The sequence below is a fragment of the Mesorhizobium sp. M7A.F.Ca.CA.001.08.2.1 genome (assembly GCF_003998455.1).
Lineage (GTDB): Bacteria > Pseudomonadota > Alphaproteobacteria > Rhizobiales > Rhizobiaceae > Mesorhizobium > Mesorhizobium ciceri.
In genome coordinates this window covers 1-5,220 of sequence record NZ_RZPW01000450.1, presented here as the reverse complement: position 1 = coordinate 5,220, position 5,220 = coordinate 1, and the positions used below count along the sequence as shown (strand labels likewise).

4 protein-coding genes are annotated in these 5,220 nt (G+C 63.2%); 1 reads left to right on the top strand and 3 read right to left on the bottom strand.

Annotated features, from left to right (window positions below):
* Window positions 1-947: DUF2865 domain-containing protein (locus EN914_RS23420; protein ID WP_127389293.1), on the top strand; the 947-nt coding region annotated here is incomplete at its 5' end.
* Here the strand turns inward: EN914_RS23420 and gltX are convergent.
* The 3 genes from gltX to EN914_RS23405 form a co-directional block, all read right to left on the bottom strand.
* A complete protein-coding gene (gltX, locus tag EN914_RS23415; protein ID WP_024503553.1) occupies window positions 865-2,238 on the bottom strand; it encodes a glutamate--tRNA ligase in 1,374 nt (457 codons plus the stop codon). The genes EN914_RS23420 and gltX overlap by 83 nt on opposite strands.
* Window positions 2,239-2,423: 185 nt before the next feature.
* Window positions 2,424-3,599, bottom strand: a complete 1,176-nt coding sequence (locus EN914_RS23410) for a hypothetical protein (RefSeq protein WP_024503554.1) — start codon at window positions 3,597-3,599, stop codon at window positions 2,424-2,426.
* Window positions 3,600-3,859: 260 nt separating this feature from the next.
* A partial coding sequence (locus EN914_RS23405) for an ABC transporter ATP-binding protein (protein WP_164778867.1) occupies window positions 3,860-5,220 on the bottom strand: 1,361 nt, incomplete at its 5' end.

The window sequence follows — 5,220 nt, the reverse complement described above, 5'->3', positions numbered from 1 at the left end:
ACCTCAATCAATGCGCCGGGCTCAACGCCACCATCGACCGCATGAATGCCAATCTCGACGCCTTGCAAAACAAGCGCGAGCGGCTGGCTGGCGGTGGCTCTCGCCGCGATCGCGGACGCATCCTGGCGGCGCTCGACGCCAATGGCTGCCGCGGCGACACCGTTGCGCCTCGGCGTGCGCCTTTGCAGGAAGCGAACCGCGACGGCGGCAGCGCAAACCTGTTCGATCAGCTCTTCGGCGGCAACAGCAAGCAGCTCGATATGCTTGATGAACCCAACCAGCCCGACGATCCCAGCGAGGAGCGCAATGTCCGCCGTGTGCTCAACCAGCCCGGCGTACCGGATTTTCCGAGCGTCGGTGGCGAATTCCACACGTCCTGTGTGCGCACCTGCGACGGCTACTTTTTCCCTATGTCGAACTCGGCCTCGGCAGGCGATTTCGAACGCGACCAGAAGAATTGCGAATCGAGCTGCCCCGGCACCGAGATGCAGGTTTTCTATTCGCGCGGCATGGACGACGATTCGGCGTCGATGATGTCATCTGTCACCGGCCGACCTTACAGCGAATTGCCGACCGCCTATCTCTACAAGCGGCCCGGCATGTCGCGGCCGCCGGCTTGCGGCTGCAACGCCGCTGCGCAGGGCTTCCAGATCATTGCCGGCAATCCGCCGAATCCGGTGCAATCGCAGCCAGAGACAGACGCGTCATCATTCATTCCAGTCCCGGTTGCAAAACCTGATCCGGGCGCCGATCCCGAAACGCTGGCCAATCTGGAAGGTGGGCTCGACCGCGAGGCGATCAAGCGGCTTTCCGCCAGGCCGGTGACGTCGCCCGTGTCCGCGCTGCCGCCGGAACAGCGCAAGGTCAGGGTCGTCGGGCCAACGTTCCTTCCCGACCCATCAGCGGCAATAGATCTGCAAGCTCCGGCCCCGAAGGCAGTCCGGTAAGGGCTGTCCTGAGCGGCATGAACAACGCCTTGCCCTTGCGGCCGGTCGCTTCCCTGATCTTGCCCGTCCAGTCCTTCCAGATCGTCGCGGTCCAGGGTTCCTCCGGCAGCAGGTCGAATGCCTGTCGAAGAAAGTCGCGGTCGTCATCGGAAAATTCCGGCTTCTCCTGCGGTCCTTCGCGCAGGATGCGCCACCAGTTGACCGCATCGGCCAGCCTGTCGAGATTGCCGCGCACCGCCAGCCAGAACGGTTCGGCCTGCTCGCCGGAGACGCCGAGCACGATCAGACGGTCTTGTGCCTCGCTGAACGGCATGTGGTGCAGCAGCGACCGGTTGAGCACGAACAGCTCGTCCGGATCGAACTTGGCCGCGGATTTCGATGTCGCCGCCGGATCGAAGCGTTCGGCGAGTTCGCCCATCGTCGGCATCGCCGCGACATTCTCCGAAGTGCCTACCAGGACCGCCAATGATGCGACGGCCATCGGCTCGATCCCGTCCTCGCGCAGGCTTTCGATGGAGAGCGCGCCGGTGCGCTTCGACAAGCCCTCGCCCGATGCGGTGGTCAGGAGATTGTGGTGGCCGAACACTGGCGGCGTGGCAGCCAGTGCCTGGAACAGGGCGATCTGCACGCCGGTGTTGGTGACATGGTCGTCGCCGCGGATGACATGGCTGACGCCCATCTCGATGTCGTCGACCACGGAAGGCAGCGTATAGAGATAGGTGCCGTCCTCGCGCACCAGGACCGGGTCGGAAAGCGAGGCCAGATCGACGGTTTCCTCACCGCGCACCAAGTCGTTCCAGTGGATTTCAGTGCGTTCCGGCTGTTGTGGATCGTCTGAGAAATTGGGCAGGAGAAAACGCCAGTGCGGCCGGCGGCCATCGGTCTGGTATTCGGCGATCTGTTCGTGCGTCAGGGTCAACGCCTCGCGGCCATAGACCGGCGGCAGACCGCGCGTGCGGCGCACCTTGCGCCTGAGATCCAGCTCCTCCGGCGTTTCGTAGCAGGCATAGAGAACGCCTGCCGCCTTCAGCCTCTCGACCGCCGCGTCATAGACTTCGAAGCGCCGCGACTGGTACTCGGTGGCGTCGGGAAAAATGCCCAACCAATGCAGGTCGTAGAGGATGGCGTCGGAAAACTCCTGCTTCGAGCGCGCAATGTCGGTGTCGTCGAAGCGCTGGATGAAGCGACCCTTGTTGTTCACGGCGAACAGCCAGTTGAACAGAGCCGTGCGCGCATTGCCGATATGGATGCGGCCGGTCGGCGAAGGGGCGAAACGAACGGTAACTGTCATGAGCGGGGCGTACCGGATGCTTTTACGATTGACAAGACGCGCCCCCGCGCTGCCCGGCAGACATAGAACATGGCGGCTGGAATGAAAAGACCGGGCGTTGGACGCCTCAGGAGGCACCCAGTCCGCAGGCGGCCTTTGTAACCGAGCGCTGCCAGCCGCTGGGGCCGACCACCGGTTGAAGGCGATCAGCGGCCGAAATCATCGGAACTGAGGCGGGTCCAGCGGTCGCCCACCAATCCACCGATAAAGATGTCGCCGGAGCGGACCGCTTCCGTGACCTCGGCGATCCGCGAGCGGACCATCGTTCCCCCGGCATAGCGGAAGAAGACATTCTTGTAGCCAAAGAGTTGGGATATGAATCTGGTCTGCGTCTGCCCGGTGATGCCCACGCAGCCCATCTCCCATGCGGCGGCGACAAGCGCATCCAGCGTCGCGCCCCAATGCGATCCGAATGCCTGGATTTGCAACAGGTTCGCCATGTCGCCGGCTTGACCATAGAAGGCATAACAACCGAGCATTTTGCCCGTTTCGTCGTAGATCCCACCGAAATGAAGGGGGCCGTCGGCCCGCTTCTCGGCCGCCAGTGCAAGCAGCCGTGGCAGCTCCCCATCCTTCCAACTCGGCCGAAGAGCGTAACCAGACAGGAGGGTCGGCAGTTCCTCGGCAAATTGCACGGCATTGATCGGCTCACGGTGGGTGCGATGCGACGATGAATGCTGGACGGGGGGCTCGAACCTTCTTTTCGCAAGAGCATCGAATGCTCGCGCAAAGGGGTCGAGTACAAGGTGAGGCAGGCCGGGCCATTTACGGTGCAGTGCGGCGGCGGCCATTCCCGCCGGCCGGAAAACATATGTCCATCCCAGACAATGCACCGGCAGGAGTTGATACTTCATCGGGCGCGCGAAGGCCAAGGATGTCCGGTTGGCCGAATCGGTCAGCTGCAGATCGAATTCGCCTTGATGCAATGCCCGCAGCAATTGCGGTCCGGCCGAGCCGTCATCGGTGCCGGGGTCGGCCATGAGCGGCCCGATGATCGCCGCATTCAATGGCGCACCATTGAGCTCGTAGCGGGCTTTCAAAACGCCGAGGAACCCACCCAGGCGACCCTGCCGGTTGATCTGGACAAGAGCGTTGCTTTCACCGGACTGGCCGGCAGGGTCGAGATAAATCTCTCTCATATACGCGGCCGTTTCGGCGATAGCGCGATCGAGGAGGTGACGGCGCCGCCGGCGAAACTTCGTCAGGAAGAGTGCGGCGACGCGCTCGAGATCTTCGGCAGCAAGCGGCCGAACCGAGCCATGCTGAGATTCCAGCACTGACGGCGCAGCCAACTTTTCCTCGGCATTCGCAGAAAGATGCATCGTGAAGAACGTCCGTGGGTTGCCTCCATCGGATATATATCAACCAATGGTAGAAACAACGTATCTCGGTCAATATGATGAACAGAGGTCCCAAGACTTACTATCCGGACAGGACTTCACAGGCAAATCAAGTCGGCCAGCATCACGGCGCTGATCGACGGGTCGACTGCCTCCCTGCGATCGCATCTCCTGCTCCAGCCCGCTGGGCTGACCGTGCCTGACAGAGGCGGCCTCCGGCCGAAGCTGGAGGCCGCCTCTAATCAGCTGACAAGTCCCTTGGTCAGTTCGAGCGCCTGGCGTTCGAACAGACGGCGGTAGATGCCGCCTTTCAGCCGGATCAGTTCGTCATGCGAGCCTTCCTCGACGATGTTGCCGCGATCGAAGACCAGCAGCCTGTCGAGCGCCCGCACTGTCGAAAGCCGGTGCGCGATGACCAGCGTGGTGCGGCCGACCATCAGCCGCTCCATCGCCTGCTGGATCAGCACCTCCGATTCCGAATCGAGGCTCGATGTCGCCTCGTCGAGGATCAGGATGCGCGCATCGGCAAGGAAGGCGCGCGCGATCGCCACGCGCTGACGCTCGCCACCCGACAGTTTCACGCCGCGTTCGCCGACCAGTGTACCGTAGCCCTTTGGCAGGTTGGTGATGAAGTCATGCGCACTCGCCAGCTTCGCGGCATGCTCGATCTCCTCCTGCGACGCACTCGGCCTGGCATAGGCGATGTTTTCGGCCAGCGACCGGTGGAACAGGATCGGTTCCTGCTGAACGATGGCGATCTGCCCGCGCAGCGAGGCTTGCGCCACCTGCGAGATGTCCTGACCGTCGACCAGGATTTTCCCCGCGTTCACGTCATAGAGCCGCTGGATAAGCTTGACGAAGGTCGTCTTGCCCGACCCCGAATGGCCGACCAGCCCGACGCGCTCACCCGGCGCGATATCGACCGAAAAGTCGCGGTAAAGCGCGGATCGGTGATGGCCATAGTGAAAGGTGACGTTGTCGAAGCTGATCCGTCCTTCGGTGATCCGGATCGGCTTGGCACCTGGCCGGTCCTCGATGCCGAGCGGTTCGGACTGGAAATCGACCAGCTCTTCCATATCGTTGATGGAGCGCTGCAGGTTGCGGATATGCGTGCCGATGTCCCTGAGATAGCCCTGCAGCACGAAGAGCGAGGTTAGCACGAACGCAACGTCGCCGGCGCTCGCCTGCCCCCACGACCACAGCATCAGCGCCAGGCCGATCACCGCAGCGCGCATGACCAGCAGCAGCACCCCTTGCGTGGTGCCGTTGATGGTGCCGCGCACCCAGGTGCGCCGTGTACGCGCACGCCATTTGGCGACGACCTCGGCCAGGCGGCGTTCTTCGCGCTCTTCGGCGCCAAAGCCCTTGACCACGGCGTTGCAGCTGACCGCGTCGGCCAGCGAGCCGCCGAGGCGGGTATCCCAGGTGTTGGCGAGCCTTGCCGCCGGCGCGACATAGCCAAGTGACAGCAGCGCCGTCACCGTGATGAACAGCACCGAACCGGCAGCAACGACCGCACCCATCAACGGCCAGAACCAGCCGAGCAGCAACGTCGACCCGACCAGCATGACGATCGACGGCAGCAACGCGATGAGGATGGTGT

Bases quoted from the DNA above. Each gene is read 5' to 3' on its own strand.
- EN914_RS23410 (WP_024503554.1), bottom strand. From the start codon at position 3,599: ATGCATCTTTCTGCGAATGCCGAGGAAAAGTTGGCTGCGCCGTCAGTG.
- gltX (WP_024503553.1), bottom strand. From the start codon at position 2,238: ATGACAGTTACCGTTCGTTTCGCCCCTTCGCCGACCGGCCGCATCCAT.